This is a genomic window from Streptomyces venezuelae (genome assembly GCF_008642355.1).
Classification (GTDB): Bacteria; Actinomycetota; Actinomycetes; order Streptomycetales; family Streptomycetaceae; genus Streptomyces; species Streptomyces venezuelae_B.
In genome coordinates, this window is the sequence record NZ_CP029193.1 from 1,517,895 (window position 1) to 1,537,554 (window position 19,660).

Below are 19,660 nucleotides of genomic sequence, written 5' to 3' on the forward strand. Positions count from 1 at the left end.
TCAGGTGTCCCACAGCCCTTCGTGGTCGCGGTGTGCGTCCGTCAGGCCGTCGGCGAAGAACCGGTCGTAGTACTCGGACTCGACGTGGTGGACCTGGAGCCAGACGCCGGGGACGTGGATCGCGTCGGTGTGCGCGGGGAAGCGGCGGTGCGTGCGCAGGATGTACGTACAGATGTCCCGTGCGCAGCCGACGACCCGGTCCTCGTACTCGCTCGCCTCCGCGAGGTACCGCTGCCCGTACCCCTCCTTGTAGATGCGGGTGAAGACGTCCTTGTCGCCGTACGTTCCGCCGGGCCCGAACTTGGCGCGGATGACCGCGTCGACCGCCGACGCCATCGTGCGGTGCGCGGGCGGGCACGCGGCCTCGATGAGCGCCTCGCCCTCCGGAGACCGCAGGCCGACGGGGTGGGAGCGCAGGTCGGCGTACTTGGGCAGCGGGACGTGCCAGCGCCACGCGTCCTGCGGGCGCCAGCGCGGGGTGACGAAGGTGAAGCCGAGCATGCGGCCGTAGGCGCGGGAGAACTTCGGGTCGCCGAGGGCGATCTGCGGGTTGATGGAGGCGTGGATCCACGCGCCGAGGCCCATCGCCTCCGCGGTCAGCATCAGGTTCTGCAGGAGCAGGTCGGCCTCGATCTGGGTGCGCAACGGGCCGAGGGCGCCCAGCGGCAGCTTGATGTCGCCGTTCAGGAAGCCGTTCCTCACCCACTTCTTCACGCCCGCCGGGCGGTAGAAGTTGCGGTCGTCGACCACGGTGGGGCGGACGTCGTCCGGCTGGGTGAGCAGGTACATCAGCGCGTTGATGTACTGGTGGGAGAGGTCCACGACGGGGAAGAGGAGGGTCGTCCCCGGGAGGTTGGACAGGAAGCGGTTGGAGTCGAGGTAGGCGGGGAAGTCGCGCAGGCCATCGGCGACGTCCAGCCGGTGGTCGAGGACGCGGACCTTCGCCTGTCGCGCCCGCTCCAGCAGGGCCGTGGCGTCGAGGGGTGTGGAGGGGGCCGGGTCCAGCCTGCGCAGGAAGTACGTGCCCGAGTCGTTGATCAGGAAGAAGTGCGTGCCCTGCGCGTTGTCGGGGCTGCCCGCGGTACGGCCCGCCATGGTCATGTTGGGCTTGGCCATGATGGGTTTGCCGTCGCGCGGGTCGTCGAAGGGCCGGTCCGGCATGGTGAGGCCGGTGCAGCCGGTGAGCGCGATCAGCACCGCCTCCTCCAATTCGGAGAGGGGCCGCGGCTCGTGCGGCGACCGGTAGCTCATCGAGCCCGCGGGGACGGCGGCGCCGCGGCTCACCCGGTGGGTGCGGCGGCGCCAGACCGTCTCCAGGAGGGGCCTGGCGAACAGGTCCGCGAGGCCCGGGTGGCCGGGGTCGCCGTCAGCCGCCCGCACGCTCGCCCCTGTCGCTCATCGCCTGTACCTGCCGCCACGGCGCGAACGCGCTGGCGCCGCGCGGCAGCAGGCCCGCGAGGTCCGGGCAGTGCCGCAGCAGGACGGAGTTCATGCCGCCCTTCTGGACCCAGTCGATGCCGAGCGGCGTGTAGATCTCGGGGCGGAAGTCGACGGTCAGGAAGCGGTCGCTCTGCAGCCGCCGGGTGGCCATCAGGATGAAGATGCGGAACGCGGTGTCGCTGAAGCCGAAGCCGTGCGGCGGGTTCTCTGCGAAGAGGCCGACCACGGTGTCGATCTCGTCGACGGAGCGGTAGACGTCCTTGAGGCGGGCGACGGTCTCGGGGTCCTGCGACAGGTCCTCGAAGCGGCGGATGCGCTGTTTGTGCAGGCCTGCGCGGAAGTCGTTGTAGCGGGGCACGCCGCGCCTGCGGGTGCGGACGAGGTCGACGACGGAGAGGTCGATGATCTCGCCGTCGCGTTCGAAGTGCTGGAGCGCGCGCGGGAAGTTGTGCAGGGTGATGGCGCCCGGGTGGGAGATGCCGAAGGAGTACAGCGTGTCGGCGAGGCCCGTCTTGCGGATGGCGGCCTCGGCGGCGGAGCCCTGGATGTCGTGGAAGCCGAGGGTCTCCAGGCGCTGTCCGAAGCGGTGCTCGCGCATCTCGAAGTCGTCGGGGATCAGCGGGTGCATGCGGTAGACGGTGACGAAGTCCTCCGTCAGGGAGTACGGCGTGCCGTGGTGGTCCGGCAACGTCTTGGGGATGCCCGTCAGCGAGTGGGACTCGAACAGCCAGAGCCCGAGCTTGTTGAGCCAACTGCTCGGCGGTCCCTCCCAGTTGGTGCGCAGGCCGATGTCGATGGCCTCGGTGGCGAGGATCGCGGGCGTCCACTCCACGGTGTGGATCTTGGCGATGAGCGCGGAGACGACGAGACGCGCGGTGTGGTAGACGCTCTCCTGGCTCATCGACGGGTAGGCCTGCCGCAGCGCGTCGCAGACGGCGTTGTGCTCGCGGGCGAAGAGGGTGTGCATGGCGCTGAGGCCCATCCACCAGCTCTCGGCGAAGCCGGTCAGCGGGACGCCGTTCGGGCCGAGCGGCAGATGGCCTTCCTCCAGGCGGAGTTTGGCGCCGCCGTCGGGCTCGCGCAGGAACCTCGCGGTGTGTTCGTTCTCGCCGTACACCTCGGAGCCGTCCCACCAGTGCGACGCGGTGTTGGCGAAGAGGATCGGCGGCTGGTCGCCGGGGAGTTCGACGCCTTCGTTGTCGGCGAAGCGCATCACGCGTTCGGCGGGCCCGCCCGGGGTGTTGTACCAGGTGGTGCCGGGCGGCAGCGGCACCTCGACGGACTTGCCACCGGGCTTGTGGCGGCGGTGGTTGACCCAGTCGTGGACCTGGAACTGGATCCAGGCGGCGGCGAGGACGTTCAGCGAGGTCGCGGGCAGGAACGTGTCGCGGTGCAGCAGCTCGCGGCTGACGGTGACCGGGTTGGGGACGTCGAAGAGGTCGGGCCGGTACACGGGCTTGAGGTTGCGTCCGAAGGGGGCGCCGACGGCACCCATGGCCGGCCTGGAGAGGTCGTTGTACGTCCCGTCGTAGGAGCGGACGGTGCGCAGCTGCTCGTCGACCGGGGCGGGCACGGGCATGGTCTTCGGCGGCGCCTCGTACACGTCGGTGTCGATGAGGTTGAAGCGGCGCAGCGCCTTGCGGAGGAAGACGAGGTTGAGCAGGCCGGCCTGGACGGGCAGCTTGTGCCACGGCACGTAGCGGTTGAGCAGCCGGAGGGCCGTGTCGGTGGGTATGCCGAGCAGCTTGTTGCGCAGCGGCTCCTCGGTGACGAAGCGCAGGCCGTGCCGGTGGGCGGCGCTCGCCTCGTACGCCGACTTGCGGGCCCGGTTGAGGTTGCCGAGCGGGCGGAAGTCGTCGGTGGTGAACCAGGGGTTGAAGCCCATCACCTCCACGCGGCCTCCCGCGGCGCGCGCCTCGGCGGTGTCGAGGTCCTGGCTGGGGATGGTGAGCGTGGCCACGGGCACGGCGGGGGCGACGGACTCCAGCCACTCCACCGAGCCGTCCTCGACGGGGGTGCGGCGTTCGTCGACGTACCGCTGGAGGCACAGTTCGAAGGTGACGTCCTGCCGGGCGAGCCGGGTTTCCAGCTCGCGGCGCAGGTACTGCGGGTCGCGGCGCTCGGGGTCGGACCTGGCGGTGGCCGCGCCGCCCGCGGGGCGCAGCAGGTAGCGGACCGGTCCGGCCTCGCCCCACAGGATGGCGCTGCGGCTCCAGTACGTCTCGGCGGCGAGGCTGTGCACGGTGCGGCGGGTGGCGGCCTGGATGTTGCGGCGCATCCGGGTGGCGGTGGCGAGGCCGACGGTGAGCGGGAGTTCGACGAAGAGCGCGACGGCCTTGTGCAGCCGGGTCGTCGCGCCCGCCATGGCCTTGGCGAAGGCGACGAACTCGCGGGCGTCGCGGGCGTGCGAGACCGGGTGGTTGGTGGCGAGCAGGTCGTGGTGCTCCTCGGTGGAGACGGTCACGCGCACGGCGGCGCCGCGCAGGTCGGGGGCGCCGTCGGCCTGCCGGATGCCGCCGGCGTTGGAGAGCCGTACGGTCGCCGGGTACTGGGCGCCGGGCTGGGCGAAGCCGCAGCGCAGGGTGTCGGGCAGGTCGTCGTGGAAGCGCAGCCGGGCGTTCTCCACGCCGAGCGCGGCCTTCTCGTGCTGGACGCGGCCGATGTCCGCCGCCCGGGCCGCGCGCCGGTTCTTCTCCTGGACCTTGATCAGTTCCTTGGTCAGCCGCTCGAAGATCCGGCGCTCGGCTTCCGGGCTGCCGCCCATGTATCGCTCGTGACTCTGCTGGTGCTGTCCGGTGTCGGCCATCGGGCGCCTCTTCCTTCGCACGTTCCTTCGCACGGCTGGTGGCGGTACTGCGTACGGGACAGGGGGCAGGCAGACGCTACTGGCGGCTCCGGTCGGCCGCAGCGATGGTTCCCGCCTATGTGCGGGGCCCGCCGAGTGCCTCGAACTGGCGGGCGGGCCAGGGCGTTTGGGCCCGTGGATCGGGCTGCCCCGGGTGCGGCGGGCGACGGCGGGTGTTCCGTTCACACCCCGTGTGCGTCTGGGTTCCCATCAGTCCCACGCGCGGGGCGCGGGCGATGGCCAAGTCCCGTCGGGTGCCGACCGCCGGAGGACCGGTGAGTTGACGGTGTGCCGGGCCGGTGGTGTGCTCGCAGCTCCGGTGCAGCCACCGCTCGTCGTGGGGGGAACGCCATGCGGGACGACTTCGCCAGGGGGCCGAGCTTCGCGGAGCTGCGCCCGTTCAAGGAGCCCACCGGGGGCGCGCCGGGGCACCCGGCCTTCCCCGTCCACCGCGACCTGGTGGACCTGCTGGCCGCGGAGAAGGGCCTGCCGGACACCGTGGGGCCCGTCCCGCACACCATGGCGACGTGCGCCGCGTACGCGTACGCCGGTGTCGGCCGGGTCGGCGACCCGCGCACCGTCGCCATGATCATGTCGAGGTTGGGCCTGGAGGAGAACCGCTGCCGGGTCTTCGAGCAGCGGGTGGACGCCATGTACATCGCGTCGGCCGCGTATCTGATCCAGGACAAGGACCGCCGGGTGGTGATCCTCTGTTACCGCGGCACCCAGCCCGAGGACATCATCAGCATCCTCACCGACGCCGACGTGCGCCCCGAGACGCTCTGCGTGGACCTGGCGGGCGAGCGGCACGAGGTGCACGCGGGTTTCTACCGCAACATGCGCGCCACCCGGCACCTGATCATGCAGGCCCTCGACCGGGCGGCCCGCGGCGAGTCGGTCGACCCGAAGGAGAAGGGGGTACGCGGCGACGGCATGGAGGCGCTGTACATCACCGGGCACAGCCTCGGCGGGGCGATGGCCGCGCTGATGGGCGTCGTCCTCGCCCACGAGGAGCGCTACCGCTCCGTCGCCGAACGGCTGCGGGCCGTCTACACCTTCGGCCAGCCGCTGCTCGGCGGGCCCGACTTCGCCGACGCGTGCGCGCGGGCCACCGACCACCGAGGCGAGTACGTGCTGCGCGACCGGCTGCTGCGCTACATCTTCGACCGTGACGTCGTGCCCGCGCTGCCGCCGCGGCCCGTCGGGCCGTACGCCCCCTTCGGTCGCGAGCTGCACTACCGCAGGCCCCGCGGGGTGGCGGAGGGGACGCTCGCCTTCGCCGCCGAGACGGCGATCGACGCGGTGTCGCTCCCGGGCGACCTGCTGCGCGGGCAGCTGCGCCGGATGGCGGGCCGCAGGGCGCGGGCGGCCGGGCGCTCGCTGACCGAGCTGGCGCGGGGGCCGCGGGACGGCGGCTGGGCCGAGGTGAGCGACCCGGGCCTGCACTATCCGCAGATGGACAGCCTCGCCGGACTCGCGGTGGTGGCGCCGCTGGCGTTCTTCGCGGCGCGTCTCGCGTTGACGCGGACGATTCCGTTCACGTATTCGTTCGAGGATCACGGGCCGGGGCACTACGTCAACGCGCTGACCCCGCCAGGGGTGTTGAGCGAGTTCGGGGACGTGCTGTGAGCGGCGCCGCCCGGCGGGGGTGCGGGGTACGGCCTAGTCGATGAAGGTGCCGTCGACGTACACCCATGCCCCGTCGACCCGCTCGAACCGGCTCTTCTCGTGCAGGGAGTCCGGGCGCCCGCTGTCGGTGTAGCGCGCCCGGAAGGTGACCGTACCGGTGGTGTGGAACGCCGTGCCCTCCGTGGTCGCCTCGACGTCCAGGCCCACCCAGCGCAGCGCCGGGTCGAACTCGACGCGCGGCGGCCTGGTCCGCGGGTGCCAGGTGCGCAGCAGATAGCCCTCGTCCCGTACGGCGAAGGCGCTGTAGCGGGAGCGCATCAGCTCCTCGGGGGTGGCCGCGGTGGCCTCGCCGCGGTGCAGCCTGCCGCAGCACTTCTCGTACGGCAGGGGGTGCCCGCAGGGGCAGGACGTGGCGGTGGGGCGTGGCGCGCGTCGGGACATGGAGCCCATTGTCGCCGACCTTTCCCGAGGTCGTGGGCTCAGGGCGCGAGGATGTCCAGCTCCTCAAGGGCGCCGAGGGCGATCTCCCGCGTGAGCGCCTCGGCGCGGACCGCGTCGCCCTCCCTGACCGCCTCGGCGACCCGGACGTGCAGGGTGACGGCGGGCGGGTCGGGGTCCTCGAACATCACCTGGTGCGCGGTGCGTCCGGTGAGGACCTCCGCGACGACGTCGCCGAGCCGGGCGAACATCTCGTTGCCGGAGGCGTTGAGGATGACCCGGTGGAAGGCGACGTCGTGCCTGAGGTAGCCCTCCAGCTGGTGTCCGCGGGAGTGGGCGACCATGCCGAGCGCGCACTCGGTGAGCTCCGCGCACTGCGCCGCCGTGGCGTACCGGGCGGCGAGCCCGGCGGCGACCGGCTCGACGGCGGAGCGCAGGACGGTCAGGGAGCGCAGCTGCCGCGGCCGGTCGGCGCCGGCCAGCCGCCACCGGATGACCTGCGGGTCGTAGACGTTCCACTCCTCGGCGGGCAGCACGGTGACGCCCACGCGGCGCCGTGACGCGACGAGGTGCATGGACTCCAGGACCCGGACGGCCTCCCGCATCACGGAGCGGGACACCTCGAAGCGCTGGGCCAGCTCGTCGGTGCGCAACACGCTGCCCGGCGGGTACTCGCCCGCGGTGATGGCGGGCCCGAGGCTTTCCAGTACGCGGGAGTGCAGCCCTCGGGCCTGTGCGGTCATGACGGAAGCCTACGAGGAGCCGGACGCGGAGAATAAGTCAGACTTTTATGTCACAGGCTCTTGAATTTGTCGGACCTAATGAGTTTCAGTGACGTGAACAACCGACCGATGTCGATGAAGACAGCGAGGCAGGACGCGATGCAGGAACGGCGCACCCCCCACGTCGTCGTGGTCATGGGCGTGGCAGGGACCGGCAAGACCACGATCGGCCCCCTGCTCGCGGACCGGCTCGGCGTTCCGTACGCCGAGGGAGACGACTTCCACCCGCCGGAGAACATCCGGAAGATGTCGTCCGGCACGCCGCTCACGGACGACGACCGGTGGCCCTGGCTCGACGCGATCGGGTCCTGGGCGCACGGGCGGTCCGGGCTCGGCGGGGTGGTCAGCAGCTCCGCGCTGAAGCGCAGCTATCGCGACCGGCTGCGGGCGGCCGCGCCCGGCGTCGTCTTCGTCCACCTCACCGGTGACCGGGCCCTCATCGAGAACCGGATGTCGCACCGGCAGGGCCACTTCATGCCCACGGCGCTGCTCGACTCCCAGTTCGCCACGCTTCAGCCTCTCGGGGCGGATGAGGCGGGCGTCGACGTCGATGTCTCGGGTGAGCCCGAGGAGATCGCCGACCGGGCGGTCGTGGCCCTGCGGGACCTCGACTAGGTCCTGCGCCCCCGCACCGCACCACCACCATCACGCACAAGGAAGCACCGTGACCCATCTCAGCGTCGAGATGCTGGCAGCGGATCCCGTCGAGCCGATCACCTCGGCGGGCCATGCCCAGCTGGGGATCGCCGTCCTCGCGGGCATCGCCGTCATCGTCCTGCTCATCACCAAGTTCAAGCTGCACGCGTTCCTCGCGCTGACCGTCGGGTCGCTCGCGCTCGGGGCCTTCGCGGGCGCCCCGCTCGACAAGGCCATCGCCAGCTTCACCGCCGGGCTCGGCTCGACGGTCGCGGGCGTGGGCGTGCTCATCGCGCTCGGCGCGATCCTCGGCAAGCTGCTCGCGGACTCCGGGGGCGCCGACCAGATCGTCGACACGATCCTCGCCAGGGCGGGCGGGCGCGCGATGCCGTGGGCGATGGTGCTCATCGCCTCCGTCATCGGTCTGCCGCTCTTCTTCGAGGTCGGCATCGTGCTGCTGATCCCGGTCGTCCTGATGGTCGCCAAGCGCGGCAACTACTCGCTGATGCGGATCGGCATCCCGGCCCTCGCCGGTCTGTCCGTGATGCACGGGCTCATCCCGCCGCACCCCGGCCCGCTCGTCGCGATCGACGCGGTCAAGGCCAACCTCGGTGTCACGCTCGCCCTCGGCGTCCTCGTCGCGATCCCGACGGTGGTCATCGCCGGGCCGCTGTTCTCGAAGGTCGCGGCGCGCTGGGTGGACGTTCCCGCCCCCGAGAAGATGATTCCGCAGCGTCCCTCGGAGGACCTGGAGAAGCGTCCCGGCTTCGGCGCGACGGTGGCGACCGTGCTGCTGCCCGTCGTCCTGATGCTGGCCAAGGCGCTGGTGGACATCGTGGTCGACGACCCCGAGGCCACCGTGCAGCGGGTCTTCGACGTCATCGGGTCGCCGCTGATCGCGCTGCTCGCCGCGGTGATCGTGGGCATGTTCACGCTGGGCCGCGCGGCCGGCTTCACGAAGGACCGGCTCTCGACGACCGTCGAGAAGTCGCTCGCCCCCATCGCGGGCGTCCTGATGATCGTGGGCGCGGGCGGCGGCTTCAAGCAGACGCTCATCGACGTCGGCGTGGGCCAGATGATTCTGGACTTCTCCAAGGACTGGTCGATCCCGGCGCTGCTCCTGGCCTGGCTGATCGCGGTGGCGATCCGGCTCGCGACGGGTTCCGCGACGGTGGCGACGATCTCGGCGGCAGGCCTGGTGGCTCCGCTGGCCGCGGACATGTCGACCTCGCACACGGCCCTGCTCGTCCTCGCCATCGGTGCGGGTTCGCTGTTCTTCTCGCACGTCAACGATGCGGGATTCTGGCTGGTCAAGGAGTACTTCGGCCTGGACGTGGGGCAGACGATCAAGACGTGGTCCGTCATGGAGACGATCATCTCCGTGGTGGCGGGCGGTCTGGTGCTGCTGCTGTCCCTGATCATTTAGCTGCGGGGGGGGGAACCCCGGAGGACCGCGGCCGCGCCGGAATCTCCGGCGCGGCCGCGGATCATTGAGCCCGTCCGGCCATGGAGGACGAACTCGGCTGAGCCGGTGACCGACCGAGCCCCGTGGAACCGTTACGCGCCCGGCGAGGACGACGCCTTCTCGAGCTGGAACGCCTCGTTGCCCAGCCCGATCCTCGCGTGCGCCTCCGGGTTCCTGGCCCGCAGGATCGCCCCGTACGCGACGCCGACCACCGCCGCCAGGAAGATGATGCCCGGCAGCGCCCAGCTCAGGGTGGAGTCGGGGCCCGCGCCGACCAGGATGTCGAAGTCCTTGACGGTGTAGCCGGCGATGACCAGGAGGCCCACCGCGGCGAGCGCGGAGGCCGCGATGCGCCAGGCCTGCGCGCGGGCCGCGCCCCTGCGGGCGAAGAAGACGATGACGGCGACGGACGCCGTGGCCATCAGCAGGATCACGCCGAGCGCGCCGATGTTGCCGCCCCAGGTGAACAGGTGCAGGACGGGCGCGGTCGGATCGCCCGCCTTGCCGTCGTCGGCGACGGCGAAGCCGATCACGACCACGACGGAGACGACGGTCTGGAGCAGCGAACCCGTGCCCGGCGCGCCCGTGGACGTGTTCGTGCGGCCGAACGCTGCGGGCAGCAGCCCCTCGCGGCCCATCGCGAACGCGTACCGCGCGACGACGTTGTGGAAGCTGAGGATCGCCGCGAACATGCCGGTCACGAAGAGGACGTGGAGCACATCGGTGAAGGTGCCGCCGAGCCGGGACTCCGTGAGACCGAAGAGCAGCCCCGCGCTCTGTTCCCGGGCGGCCGGGACGATGCCGGACGGGCCCGCCGCGACCGTCAGCGCCCAGGAGCTGAGCGCGAAGAAGACGGCGACGAAGCCGACGGCGAAGAACATCACGCGGGCGACGACGACCTGCGGGCGGCTGGTCTCCTCCGCGTAGACGGGGGCCTGCTCGAAGCCGGTGAAGGCCGCGATGCAGAAGCAGAGCGAGGTGGCCACGCCCGCGCCGGTGAGCGTGTCCGGGTTGAACGCGTGGAGGGACAGGCCCTCCTTGGCCGGGTCGACGACGGCCGCGATGTCGAAGATGACGACGAGCGCCACCTCGATGAGGAGCAGCACGCCGAGCACGCGCGCGTTGAGGTCGATCTTCATCCACGCCAGGACGCCGACGAGGGCCACAGTGGCCAGCGCCGGGATCCACCAGGCGACCTCGACGTCGAAGTACGTCTGGAGGAGCCCGGACACCTCGAAGCCGAGCAGCCCGTACAGGCCCGCCTGGAGGGCGCTGTAGGCGACGAGGGCGACCAGTGCGGCGCCCGCGCCCGCGGTGCCGCCGAGGCCACGGGATATGTAGGCGTAGAACGCGCCGGCGTTGTGGACGTGGCGGCTCATCTCGGCGTATCCGAGGCTGAAGAGGGCGAGGACGACGCCGAGGATGAGGAAGAGGAGCGGCTGTCCGACGATGCCCATCACGCCGTACGTGGTGGGCATGACGCCGGCGACGACCATCAGGGGTCCCGTCGCGGCGAGCACGGAGAGCAGCAGACCCGCGGTGCCGAGCCGGCCCGCGCGGAGCGCCTGCTCCTCGCCCTTGTACGTACTGATGCCGGTGCCGCCCGCTGGGCCGCCGGGTGATCTGGTTCCGCTCGGGCTCGAACTTCCCGTCGCCATGGCGCGGTTGTCCTTTCGGAGGTTCTTCGAAGGTTCGGAGAGTGCTGCAGGAGAGGTGCGGAGACTGCTTCAGGCTTCAGGGTTCAGGCTTCAGGGTTCAGACAGAGCCGAAAGCGGCGGCCCGTGCGGCGGTGAACGCCTCGTACGGGTCCCGGTCCGGGTACGACCAGGGGGCCGGGGTCGCGTGCCGTCCGATGCGGTGGAAGAGCACGGCGGCTTCGGCCGCCCTGCCCTCGCAGGACTTCGCGTGGGCAAGGAAGTTGAGGTCGATGTGGCAGCGGGGGTGGCCGGGTTCGTCGGGCGTCTCCCACTCCAGCCACCAGTCGAAGGCTGCCTTCATGACGCCACGGGCGCGACGGCCGACCCAGTGCCCGGACGCGGCGGGGTCGGCGGGTTCGAGGCCCGCGTGGGCGAGGACGCGGTAGCGCTCGGCGTGCGCGACGACGGGCAGGACGGCGAGCGGTGAGTCCGCGGGCGCCTGTTCGGCGGCCCAGGACGCGAAGTCGTACACCTCGTGCATCGGGTCCTGGCCCGCGCCGGGTCGCCGCTCGGCGAGGCGGGCCACCATCAGGTGGTGCGCGTGGTGGTGTTCGGGGTGCCGGTGCCTGATCTCGTCGAAGAGGCGCACGACGTCCTCCTCGTGGCCCAGCGCGCGTTCGAGGATGAGCAGCGCGAGCCACGGGGTGGGGTCGGCGGGCACACGGGCCGCTGCCTCGCGGCACCTCTCGCGCACCTTGCCCGAACGTTCCTTCCCGCGCAGCGCCTTGTGCACGGCGGCGAACGCGAGCAGTACCTCGGCGTCGTGGCTCTCGGGCTCGGCGAGCCGCCAGTCGCGGGCCCACGCGGTGGTGGTGGGTTCCTGTGCGAGGACGTCGACGCGGTGTCCCCTGCGGTCCCAGTCGTCGCCGGTGGCGGCGAGCAGCGCGCGGACCTCGGTCCAGCGGCCCTGCGCCAAGGCCGCGCGTGCGGCGACGAGTTCGGCGTCGTCGAGTGCGGCGTCGAAGGCGTGCCCCGCGGCCTTCTTGCGGGATCGGCCCAGTGGGGGCGGGGGTGGTGACACCGCGGGACGTCCTCCCCGAGGCGGCTTGCGTACGGATGATCACGCACAGCAAAGCGGTAGGCACTGCTCCACGTCAAGGCCCGGTGGTCTCAGCGCCTTCACCAACTCGTCTCAGAATCCTCAGACTTCACCCGTCACCTGGGCGAACTCCTCTACCACCCCGCACTCGAGAAACACTCGCATCGAACTCGGACTGGGCCAGGACCGCGTTCACTTCACCGCGCGGGCGGCGGCGCGGCCCGCCGTGCGGCCCGAGAAGAGGCAGCCGCCGAGGAAGGTTCCTTCGAGCGAGCGGTAGCCGTGCACTCCCCCGCCGCCGAATCCGGCGGCCTCCCCGGCCGCGTACACACCCGGGAGCGGCTGCCCGCCCTCGGTCAGGACGCGCGAGGACAGGTCGGTCTCCAGGCCGCCGAGGGTCTTGCGGGTGAGGATGTTGAGGCGGACGGCGACGAGCGGGCCGGCCTTGGGGTCGAGGATGCGGTGCGGGGCGGCGGCGCGGATGAGCCGGTCGCCGAGGAACTTGCGGGCGCCGCGGATGGCCGTCACCTGGAGGTCCTTGGTGAAGGGATTGGCGATCTCGCGGTCGCGGGCGGCGATGGTGCGGCGCAGGGTGTCCTCGTCGATGAGGGGATTCGCCGAGTTCCCGGTGAGGGCGTTCATGCCACGCACGAGGGCACCGAGGTCCTTCTCCACGACGAAGTCGACGCCGTGGTCCATGAACGCCTTGACGGGGCCCGGCACTTCGGAGCGGGCCCGGTCGATGACGCCGCGCACGGACTTGCCCGTCAGGTCGGGGTTCTGCTCCGAGCCGCTGAGGGTGAACTCCTTGCCGATGATGCGCTGGTTGAGCACGAACCACGTGTAGTCGTGTCCGGACCTCATGATGTGTTCCAGGGTGCCGAGCGTGTCGAAGCCGGGGAACAGCGGCACCGGCAGCCGGTCGCCGCGCGCGTCGAGCCAGAGCGAGGAGGGGCCCGGCAGGATGCGGATGCCGTGCCGGTCCCAGATGGGGTTCCAGTTCTGGATGCCCTCGGTGTAGTGCCACATCCGGTCGCGGTTGATCAGGTGGGCGCCCGCGTCCTCGGCGATGCCGAGCATCCGGCCGTCCACGTGGGCGGGGACGCCGGAGATCATCTTCCGGGGCGGGGTGCCGAGCCGCTCGGGCCAGTTGGCGCGGACGAGGTCGTGGTTGCCGCCGATGCCGCCGGAGGTGACGATCACCGCTTGGGCCCGGAACTCGAAGCCGCCGGTCACCACGCGGCTGCTGGCCTCACCCCGCTCGACGGCCGACGGTTCGAGCACCTCGCCGGAGACCGTGTCGACGCTGCCCGCGCTGCGCGAGAGACCCGTGACCCGGTGCCGGAACCTCAGCTGCACGAGGCCGCGCGCGGCCCCCGCCCGCACCCGTCGCACGAACGGTGCGAGCAGCCCGGGGCCCGTGCCCCAGGTGATGTGGAACCGGGGCACCGAGTTGCCGTGGCCCTGCGCGTCGTAGCCGCCGCGCTCCGCCCAGCCGACGACGGGGAAGAACCGGACGCCCTGCCCGTGCAGCCAGGACCGCTTCTCGCCGGCCGCGAAGTCGACGTACGCCTCCGCCCACTTGCGCGGCCAGTGGTCCTCCCGGCGGTCGAACGCCGCCGTCCCCATCCAGTCCTGGAGCGCGAGCGCGTGCGAGTCCTTGATCCGCATCCGCCGCTGCTCGGGCGAGTCGACGAAGAACAGACCGCCGAAGGACCAGTGCGCCTGACCGCCGATCGCGTGCTCGGGCTCCTGGTCGACGAGGATGACCCGGCGGCCCGCGTCGACGAGCTCCGCGGTCGCCGCGAGTCCCGCCAGCCCTGCCCCGATCACGATCACATCTGCGTCGTACGCCATTGAGGTCGTCCTCCTCGACAAGGTCCCGCAAGGTTACTGGTGGGTCATCTCACGCACAGGTCAGATCCTGGGCAGCGGAGTGACGGACGTCAACCGACAGGGCGAGGGAGTTCGCCGAGATCCGGTGCACGGCGCGGGCGGGCCGGCGGGTCGGCGGCGGTCATGGTCGGCCGGGCCCCTTGCCCGTATCCCGGGCTCCTGTCCGCGTCGCCTTTTAATAATGGGCAGCATTACCATGGCCTCATGCCCAGAACCTCAGGTCCCGAGACCCGGGAGAAGCTCATCCGTGCCGGGGAAGAGGTCTTCGCCGCTCAGGGCGTGGACGGGGCCCAGCTGCGGGACATCGTGCGGCTCGCGGGGCAGAGCAACCCGTCCGCCGTCCAGTACCACTTCGGCTCGCGCGCGGGCCTCCTCGACGCCGTGATGGCCGCCCGCCAGCACCGCACCGAGCAGGTCCTCACCGCCGAGCTCGCCCGCGCCGGCGACGACATCGGCCTGCACGGACTGCTCGCCGCCCTCGTCCGCGCCGAGGCCACCGAGCTCCGCACCGAGCGCGGGCGCCGCTGCCTGCGGATCTCCGCCCAGCTCAGCCACGAGAGCGGCGTCCGCACCCGCACCCCGCACCCCACCCTCGACGGCACCGTCTACTGGACGCTCATCGGACGGATCGAGGACTGCCTCGTCGCCCTCGTCCCCGCCCTGCCCGAGCCGGTCCGCCTGGAACGGATCGACCTCGCCCTCACGCTGGTCGGCGCCGCGCTGGGCGACCGCGCGCGCCAGTACCTGGCCGGCACCACCCCCCTGACCGGCGAGGACGTCTTCCTGGCCGATCTCGCCGCCACCACCGCAGCGCTGCTGCGGGCCCCGCATCCCATCCCTGGAGACACCGCATGAGCCGACACGACAGCCACCCCACCGGGCAGTACGACCTCACCGGCCGCACCGTCGTCATCACCGGCGCCGCGCGCGGCCTCGGCGCGGAGGCCGCGCGCCAGGCCGTCGCCGCGGGCGCGAACGTCGTCCTCACCGATGTCCTCGTGGACGAGGGCGAGGCCACCGCCGCGGAACTCGGCGAGCGCGCCCGGTTCGCGCACCACGACGTGACGTCGGAGGAGGACTGGCGGCGCGTCGTCGACCTCGCCGTCACCGGGTTCGGCGGTCTGCACGGCCTGGTGAACAACGCCGGTATATCCACCGGCCAGTTCCTGGAGTCGGAGTCCGTCGAGCACTTCCGCAAGGTCCTCGACATCAACCTCACCGGCGTCTTCATCGGCATGAAGACCGTGATCCCGGCCATGAAGGAGGCCGGGGGCGGCTCCATCGTGAACATCTCGTCCGCCGCCGGGCTGATGGGCCTGGCGCTGACCGCCGGATACGGCGCGTCCAAGTGGGGCGTGCGCGGCCTCACCAAGATCGGCGCGGTGGAGCTCGGCACGGCCCGCATCCGCGTCAACTCCGTCCACCCCGGCATGACGTACACCCCCATGACGGCCCAGGTCGGCATCGAGAAGGGCGAGGGCAAGTACCCCAACACCCCGATGGGCCGGGTCGGCGAGCCGCACGAGATCGCGGGCGCCATGGTCTTCCTGCTCTCCGACGCCGCCTCCTACGTCACGGGCGCCGAGCTAGCCGTCGACGGCGGCTGGACGGCGGGCCCGACCGTGAAGTACGTCATGGGCCAGTGACCCAGCGGTGACCGCCTCGCCGGTGCTCTCGCGGCGGAGTGCGGTTGGATGGGGCGCATGACCGGCGACCGCGGGCCCGCGCCCGACCCCAGCGAAGAGATGATCACCATCGTCGACGAGCACGACGAGGTGGTCGGCGAATCCCGGCGCGGCGAGGCGTACGCGCGCGGGCTGCGCCACCGTTGCGCGTTCATCCTGGCGCGCGACGCCGAGGGACGCGTCTTCGTGCACCGCCGCACCCCGACCAAGCTGGTCTTCCCCTCGCTGTACGACATGTTCGTCGGCGGGGTGGTCGGCGCCGGGGAGTCCTGCGACGACGCGGCGCTGCGCGAGGCGGAGGAGGAGCTCGGCGTCCACGGACTGCCGCGCCCCACCCCGCTGTTCAAGTTCCTGTACGACGACGGGGCGGGGAAGACCTGGTGGTCGTACCTCTACGAAGTCCGCTGCGAGCTGCCCGTGCGGCCGCAGGTCGAAGAGGTAGCCTGGCACGCGTTCATCACGGAGGACGAGCTGGAGCGGCGGCTCGGCGAGTGGGAGTGGGTGCCCGACGGGCTCGACGCCTACCACCGGCTGAGGGCCTTCCGCGCGGCATGACCGACGCGGCGTGAGCGACGCGGCTTGATCGTCACCGCCTAGGGTGCGGCCGTGAGCACTTTCGTACAGAGCCTGAAGCTGTGGTTCGCGCCCGAGCGGATCCGCGAGGACGGCGACACCCCGGACTACCGCTTCTCCCTCGCCAACGAACGCACCTTCCTGGCCTGGCTGCGCACCGCGCTCGCGCTGATCGGCGGCGGCTTCGCCGTGGACCAGTTCCTGCCGGACCTGCGCTGGGGGTGGCGGATCGGGCTCGCGCTCGCACTGCTCGTCTCGGGGGTCCTGTGCGCGCTGCGCGCGGTCAACCACTGGGTGCGCTGCGAGCGGGCCATGCGGCGCGGCGACGACCTGCCGTCCAGCCGCTTCCCGACGGTGCTGAGCCTGGCGGTCGCGGTGGTCGCGCTCGCCATGGTGGTGGTCGTGCTGTTCGGGTGGGAGGGGTGACGCAGGCGGCCGGTCAGGGGTCCGCGCAGGTCCGTGACCCCGGGCTGCAGCCGGAGCGCACCCGTCTCGCGTGGCGGCGTACCACCCTGTCGTGCACGGTGGCCGCGGTGCTCGCCGCCCGCGCGGTCCTGCACGACGGGGCCACGGCGTTCGGCGTGCTCGCCTGCGCCCTGTGCCTGCTGCTCTGGCTCGGCTTCCTGGCGGTGGCCCACCGCCGGATGGTCACGCTGACGGCGCCCCGGCCCCGCACGATGTCACTGGGGGCGGCGCGGGCGGCGGCGCTGTGCACGGTGGCGCTGGCGGTGTGCGCGGTGGTGATGCTGATCTGACCCCGCGGAAGGCGTGACCATACGCGTACTTCGCGAGGTTCCCTCTGCCCCGAGGGGACGCGGCTGCTCGACGTGCCCGGGGGGCGCGAGGAGCGGGCGAAGAGTGCGGACCTCATGCACGAGGGGCGAAGCGCCTTCCTCTCCGCGGTGCATCACTTCGACGCCCTCCTGCGGGCGGCGGGGTGTCCCGCGGCCCAGTGCCCGGCGGAACCGACGTCGGCGTTGCGTTCCCCGGACCGGTGGGCCGCCCGGCCCTCACTCCTTCCACTCCACCGTCACCACGATCTTCCCCCTCGTCCGGCCCTCCTCGCTCAGCCGGTGCGCCTCGGCCGCCCGCTCCAGCGGGAACGTCCTGTCCACGTGGACGGTCACGACGTCCTGCTCGGCGAGTTCGGACAGGCGCTGGAGGTCCGCGGCGACGGGACGTACGAAGCAGTAGTGGCCGCCGAGGCCGATCACTCCGCCGTCCGCGATGGACGCGAGGCGGCCGCCCGGCGAGAGGAGCTCCGCGGACGCCTTCAGCGTGTCGCCGCCCACCGGGTCGAACGCCGCGTCGACGCCCTCCGGGGCCAGTCCGCGGACCCGGTCCACCAGACCGTCCCCGTACGTGACCGGCTCGGCGCCAAGGTCGCGCAGGTAGTCGTGGTTGCGTTCGCTCGCGGTGCCGATGACGCGGGCACCCGCGTGCCGGGCCAGCTGCACGGCGATCGAGCCGACGCCGCCCGCCGCCGCGTGCACGAGGACGACGTCGCCCTCGGTGACCTCGAGCGCCTGGTTGATGACCTGGTACGCGGTGAGGCCGGCGAGGGGCAGCCCCGCGGCCTCCTCGAAGGTGAGGTTGCGTGGCTTGCGGGCGAGGGTGCGGATCGGCGCGGCGACGTACTCCGCGAAGGTGCCGCGGGAGAGGAAGTCCTCGCGTACGTAGCCGATGACCTCGTCCCCCACCGCGAACTCCGGTGCCGCCGCGCCCGGTTGGACCACCACGCCGGAGACGTCCCAGCCGGGGATCACGGGGAAGACGGGGTCCAGGAGACCGTCGAGGTGGCCCTCCCTGCACTTCCAGTCGACGGGGTTCACGGCGGCGGCACGGACCTTCACCAGGACGGAGTCGGGGCCGACCTTGGGGTCGCGCACCTCCCCGTACTCGAGGACTTCGGGCCCGCCGTAGCTGCGGTAACTGATCGCCTTCATGAGGGGTCGCCTTCGCGGAGGTCGGGGGAAACACCGTCGAGACTGCCAAGACTCGCATAAAGGAAATAAAGGGGCATCGGGGGCTAGCCTGAGAGGGTCAACCCTTCCCCGGAGCCACAGAAGGTGCGCGCCATGACCACCCTCCACCACGAACACCCGGTGCACGACCACGTCCACGGTCCGGCCTGCGGCCACCCCGAGGTGCCGCACGGCGACCACGTCGACTACGCGCACGACGGCCACATGCACCGCCTGCACTCCGACCACTACGACGAGTGCGAGCCGACCGGCCACACCGCGCACCAGGGCCACGACCACCAGCACGGGGACGGCTGCGGGCACGACTCCGTGACGCACGGCGACCACGTCGACTATCTGCACGACGGCCACCGGCACGCGTCGCACGACGGGCACTGGGACGACCACTGAGCCCCGCGGCCGCCACTCCGCCCGCGCCCCGTGACGGGGCGCGGCAGCCTCTGGACGGCATACCGACTGGTCGGCATCATGGAGGGCAGTCACCCACGCGGTGGCCCGCCACCACCACGCCGATCAGGAGCGAAGATGAGCTCAGACCACCCGCCGGGCCTCGACCTCGACCAGTTGCGCGGCCACCTCGACCGCGAGCGGCCCGGTCTGGTCGGCGGCCCGCTCTCCGCCCGGCTCATCGAGGGCGGACGGTCGAACCTCACGTACGCCGTCACCGACGGAACCTCGCGCTGGGTGGTCCGGCGACCCCCGCTGGGCCACGTCCTCGCCACCGCGCACGACATGAGGCGCGAGCACCGGGTGATCGCCGCGCTGCACCCGACGGACGTGCCGGTACCCGCGCCCGTCCTGCTCTGCGAGGACGAATCCGTCCTCGGGTCGCCGTTCTACGTGATGGAGTTCGTGGACGGAACCCCGTACCGCACCGCCGAGGAGCTCGCGCCGCTCGGTCCCGAGCGCACCCGTGCCGCGGTGCTCGGCCTCGTCGACACCCTCGTCGACCTGCACGCCGTCGACCCGGCGGCCGTCGGGCTCGGCGACTTCGGGCGGCCCGAAGGCTTCCTCGACCGGCAGCTGCGGCGCTGGGGCAAGCAGCTCGACGCGTCCCGCAACCGCGAGCTCGCCGGCATCGACGAGCTGCACGCGGCGCTCGGCCGCTCCCTCCCCGACTCTCCCGCGCCCACCGTCATCCACGGCGACTACCGCCTGGACAACGTCCTGATAGGCGACGACGACCGGATCAAGGCCATCCTCGACTGGGAGATGTCCACGCTCGGCGATCCGCTCACCGACCTCGGCCTGCTCGTGATGTACAGCGCGAGACTGGAGGTGCCCGACTCCCCCGTCAGCACCACGGCGGGCGCGCCGGGCCATCCGGACCCCGCCGAGCTGATCGAGCGGTACGCCGTGCGCTCGGGGCGCGACGTGTCGGCCGTCTCCTGGTACACGGCGTTCGCGTGGTTCAAGCTCGCCGTGATCCTGGAGGGCATCCACTACCGCTACACGCTGGGCCAGACGGTCGGTGCGGGCTTCGACAGGATCGGCGAGCTGGTGCCCGTCTTCATCCAGCACGGTCTGACGACCCTCCAGGAAGGCTGACC

Annotated in this window: 18 protein-coding genes; 10 read left to right on the forward strand and 8 right to left on the reverse strand. The window is 71.9% G+C overall.

Annotation, left to right across the window (positions count from 1 at the left end):
- Positions 1–1,380 (reverse strand): hypothetical protein, encoded by a 1,380-nt coding sequence (locus tag DEJ47_RS07055; RefSeq protein ID WP_150165986.1) that lies wholly within the window; start codon positions 1,378–1,380, stop codon positions 1–3.
- Entirely contained in the window at positions 1,367–4,246 is a 2,880-nt protein-coding gene (locus DEJ47_RS07060; protein ID WP_150165988.1) for a peroxidase family protein, read from the reverse strand. Before DEJ47_RS07060 ends, DEJ47_RS07055 begins: the two co-directional genes overlap by 14 nt.
- 390 nt (positions 4,247–4,636) lie before the next feature.
- On the opposite strand from DEJ47_RS07060, the gene DEJ47_RS07065 reads away from it, so the two are divergent.
- A complete protein-coding gene (locus tag DEJ47_RS07065) occupies positions 4,637–5,914 on the forward strand; it encodes a lipase family protein (RefSeq protein WP_150165990.1) in 1,278 nt (425 codons plus the stop codon).
- Positions 5,915–5,947: 33 nt separating this feature from the next.
- Here the strand turns inward: DEJ47_RS07065 and DEJ47_RS07070 are convergent, their stop codons facing one another.
- Together DEJ47_RS07070 and DEJ47_RS07075 are read right to left on the reverse strand one after the other, a co-directional pair.
- A complete protein-coding gene (locus DEJ47_RS07070) occupies positions 5,948–6,355 on the reverse strand; it encodes a YchJ family protein (protein ID WP_150165992.1) in 408 nt (135 codons plus the stop codon).
- A gap of 38 nt (positions 6,356–6,393) precedes the next feature.
- Positions 6,394–7,095: a FadR/GntR family transcriptional regulator gene (locus DEJ47_RS07075; RefSeq protein ID WP_150165994.1), complete on the reverse strand. Its 702-nt coding sequence runs from the start codon at positions 7,093–7,095 to the stop codon at positions 6,394–6,396.
- A 138-nt stretch (positions 7,096–7,233) separates the two neighbouring features.
- Between DEJ47_RS07075 and DEJ47_RS07080 the strand changes: the two genes are divergently transcribed.
- The gene (locus DEJ47_RS07080) at positions 7,234–7,749 is read left to right on the forward strand and encodes a gluconokinase (RefSeq protein ID WP_150175474.1); all 516 of its coding nucleotides are present in this window, start codon (positions 7,234–7,236) and stop codon (positions 7,747–7,749) included.
- Positions 7,750–7,798: 49 nt separating this feature from the next.
- Positions 7,799–9,196, forward strand: coding sequence for a gluconate:H+ symporter (locus DEJ47_RS07085; protein ID WP_150165996.1), 1,398 nt, complete (start codon positions 7,799–7,801; stop codon positions 9,194–9,196).
- A 131-nt stretch (positions 9,197–9,327) separates the two neighbouring features.
- Here DEJ47_RS07085 and DEJ47_RS07090 read toward each other — a convergent pair whose 3' ends face one another.
- The 3 genes from DEJ47_RS07090 to DEJ47_RS07100 all read right to left on the reverse strand — a co-directional run bounded on the left by DEJ47_RS07090 (position 9,328) and on the right by DEJ47_RS07100 (position 13,828).
- The gene (locus DEJ47_RS07090) at positions 9,328–10,893 is read right to left on the reverse strand and encodes an APC family permease (protein ID WP_150165998.1); all 1,566 of its coding nucleotides are present in this window, start codon (positions 10,891–10,893) and stop codon (positions 9,328–9,330) included.
- 97 nt (positions 10,894–10,990) lie between these two features.
- Positions 10,991–11,953 (reverse strand): hypothetical protein, encoded by a 963-nt coding sequence (locus DEJ47_RS07095; RefSeq protein WP_150166000.1) that lies wholly within the window; start codon positions 11,951–11,953, stop codon positions 10,991–10,993.
- Positions 11,954–12,163: 210 nt separating this feature from the next.
- A complete protein-coding gene (locus DEJ47_RS07100) occupies positions 12,164–13,828 on the reverse strand; it encodes an FAD-binding dehydrogenase (RefSeq protein ID WP_150166002.1) in 1,665 nt (554 codons plus the stop codon).
- A 243-nt stretch (positions 13,829–14,071) separates the two neighbouring features.
- Here DEJ47_RS07100 and DEJ47_RS07105 point away from each other — a divergent pair, with 243 nt between their 5' ends.
- The 5 genes from DEJ47_RS07105 to DEJ47_RS07125 are packed head-to-tail and all read left to right on the forward strand — an operon-like array spanning position 14,072 to position 16,880.
- Positions 14,072–14,722 (forward strand): TetR/AcrR family transcriptional regulator, encoded by a 651-nt coding sequence (locus tag DEJ47_RS07105; RefSeq protein ID WP_150166004.1) that lies wholly within the window; start codon positions 14,072–14,074, stop codon positions 14,720–14,722.
- Positions 14,719–15,513: a glucose 1-dehydrogenase gene (locus DEJ47_RS07110; RefSeq protein ID WP_150166006.1), complete on the forward strand. Its 795-nt coding sequence runs from the start codon at positions 14,719–14,721 to the stop codon at positions 15,511–15,513. The genes DEJ47_RS07105 and DEJ47_RS07110 overlap by 4 nt, the downstream gene beginning before the upstream one ends.
- 57 nt (positions 15,514–15,570) lie before the next feature.
- On the forward strand, positions 15,571–16,107 hold the full coding sequence (locus DEJ47_RS07115) for an NUDIX hydrolase (protein ID WP_150166008.1): 537 nt from the start codon (positions 15,571–15,573) through the stop codon (positions 16,105–16,107).
- Between the two features lie 51 nt (positions 16,108–16,158).
- On the forward strand, positions 16,159–16,551 hold the full coding sequence (locus DEJ47_RS07120; RefSeq protein WP_150166010.1) for a YidH family protein: 393 nt from the start codon (positions 16,159–16,161) through the stop codon (positions 16,549–16,551).
- Positions 16,548–16,880: a DUF202 domain-containing protein gene (locus tag DEJ47_RS07125; RefSeq protein ID WP_150166012.1), complete on the forward strand. Its 333-nt coding sequence runs from the start codon at positions 16,548–16,550 to the stop codon at positions 16,878–16,880. The genes DEJ47_RS07120 and DEJ47_RS07125 overlap by 4 nt, the downstream gene beginning before the upstream one ends.
- 255 nt (positions 16,881–17,135) lie before the next feature.
- Here the strand turns inward: DEJ47_RS07125 and DEJ47_RS07130 are convergent, their stop codons facing one another.
- The gene (locus tag DEJ47_RS07130; protein ID WP_150166014.1) at positions 17,136–18,071 is read right to left on the reverse strand and encodes an NADP-dependent oxidoreductase; all 936 of its coding nucleotides are present in this window, start codon (positions 18,069–18,071) and stop codon (positions 17,136–17,138) included.
- Between the two features lie 132 nt (positions 18,072–18,203).
- Between DEJ47_RS07130 and DEJ47_RS07135 the strand changes: the two genes are divergently transcribed.
- Together DEJ47_RS07135 and DEJ47_RS07140 are read left to right on the forward strand one after the other, a co-directional pair.
- Complete coding sequence (locus DEJ47_RS07135; protein WP_150166017.1) at positions 18,204–18,500, forward strand: hypothetical protein; 297 nt, start codon at positions 18,204–18,206, stop codon at positions 18,498–18,500.
- Between the two features lie 135 nt (positions 18,501–18,635).
- Positions 18,636–19,658: a phosphotransferase family protein gene (locus tag DEJ47_RS07140; RefSeq protein WP_150166019.1), complete on the forward strand. Its 1,023-nt coding sequence runs from the start codon at positions 18,636–18,638 to the stop codon at positions 19,656–19,658.
- Positions 19,659–19,660 lie beyond the last annotated feature (2 nt).

Excerpts from the sequence above, each read along its gene's own strand:
- DEJ47_RS07100 (WP_150166002.1), bottom strand. The coding sequence starts at position 13,828 with ATGGCGTACGACGCAGATGTGATCGTGATCGGGGCAGGGCTGGCGGGA.
- DEJ47_RS07130 (WP_150166014.1), bottom strand. The coding sequence starts at position 18,071 with ATGAAGGCGATCAGTTACCGCAGCTACGGCGGGCCCGAAGTCCTCGAG.
- DEJ47_RS07090 (WP_150165998.1), bottom strand. The coding sequence starts at position 10,893 with ATGGCGACGGGAAGTTCGAGCCCGAGCGGAACCAGATCACCCGGCGGC.
- DEJ47_RS07135 (WP_150166017.1), top strand. The coding sequence starts at position 18,204 with ATGACCACCCTCCACCACGAACACCCGGTGCACGACCACGTCCACGGT.
- DEJ47_RS07075 (WP_150165994.1), bottom strand. The coding sequence starts at position 7,095 with ATGACCGCACAGGCCCGAGGGCTGCACTCCCGCGTACTGGAAAGCCTC.
- DEJ47_RS07105 (WP_150166004.1), top strand. The coding sequence starts at position 14,072 with ATGCCCAGAACCTCAGGTCCCGAGACCCGGGAGAAGCTCATCCGTGCC.
- DEJ47_RS07060 (WP_150165988.1), bottom strand. The coding sequence starts at position 4,246 with ATGGCCGACACCGGACAGCACCAGCAGAGTCACGAGCGATACATGGGC.
- DEJ47_RS07140 (WP_150166019.1), top strand. The coding sequence starts at position 18,636 with ATGAGCTCAGACCACCCGCCGGGCCTCGACCTCGACCAGTTGCGCGGC.
- DEJ47_RS07065 (WP_150165990.1), top strand. The coding sequence starts at position 4,637 with ATGCGGGACGACTTCGCCAGGGGGCCGAGCTTCGCGGAGCTGCGCCCG.
- DEJ47_RS07110 (WP_150166006.1), top strand. The coding sequence starts at position 14,719 with ATGAGCCGACACGACAGCCACCCCACCGGGCAGTACGACCTCACCGGC.
- DEJ47_RS07115 (WP_150166008.1), top strand. The coding sequence starts at position 15,571 with ATGACCGGCGACCGCGGGCCCGCGCCCGACCCCAGCGAAGAGATGATC.
- DEJ47_RS07080 (WP_150175474.1), top strand. The coding sequence starts at position 7,234 with ATGCAGGAACGGCGCACCCCCCACGTCGTCGTGGTCATGGGCGTGGCA.
- DEJ47_RS07070 (WP_150165992.1), bottom strand. The coding sequence starts at position 6,355 with ATGTCCCGACGCGCGCCACGCCCCACCGCCACGTCCTGCCCCTGCGGG.